The organism is Rhodococcus sp. IEGM 1351, from assembly GCF_030056875.1.
Taxonomy (GTDB): domain Bacteria; phylum Actinomycetota; class Actinomycetes; order Mycobacteriales; family Mycobacteriaceae; genus Rhodococcus_F; species Rhodococcus_F opacus.
Genome location: NZ_JASHKU010000170.1, coordinates 1 through 228, shown reverse-complemented (window position 1 = coordinate 228; position 228 = coordinate 1). Strand labels below are relative to the sequence as shown.

General features: G+C 74.6%; 1 protein-coding gene. It reads left to right on the top strand.

Features of this window, described 5'->3' with window-relative positions:
* The coding region (locus QM806_RS42065; RefSeq protein ID WP_502943962.1) for a hypothetical protein at positions 1–228 on the top strand (228 nt) is incomplete at both ends.

Sequence of the window (228 nt, the reverse complement as noted above, 5' to 3'; positions counted from 1 at the left end):
CCCGCCGCCGGGTCCCGTGGGTCTGACCGAGCAGCGGGCGGGGGGCCAGGTCCACCCCGGCAATCGGGTCGCGGTGGCCGCCGACCAGGCAGCGGGGACACCATGCTATGTGACAGCCGCCGGGGCGGGTGAGCGGTTCTTCGCACCCCGGACACTGTGCCGAGGATCCGCCGGCGCCAACCCTGAACACCGCGAAACCCACACCCCCGGCGGTGTGCGAGACGTCGC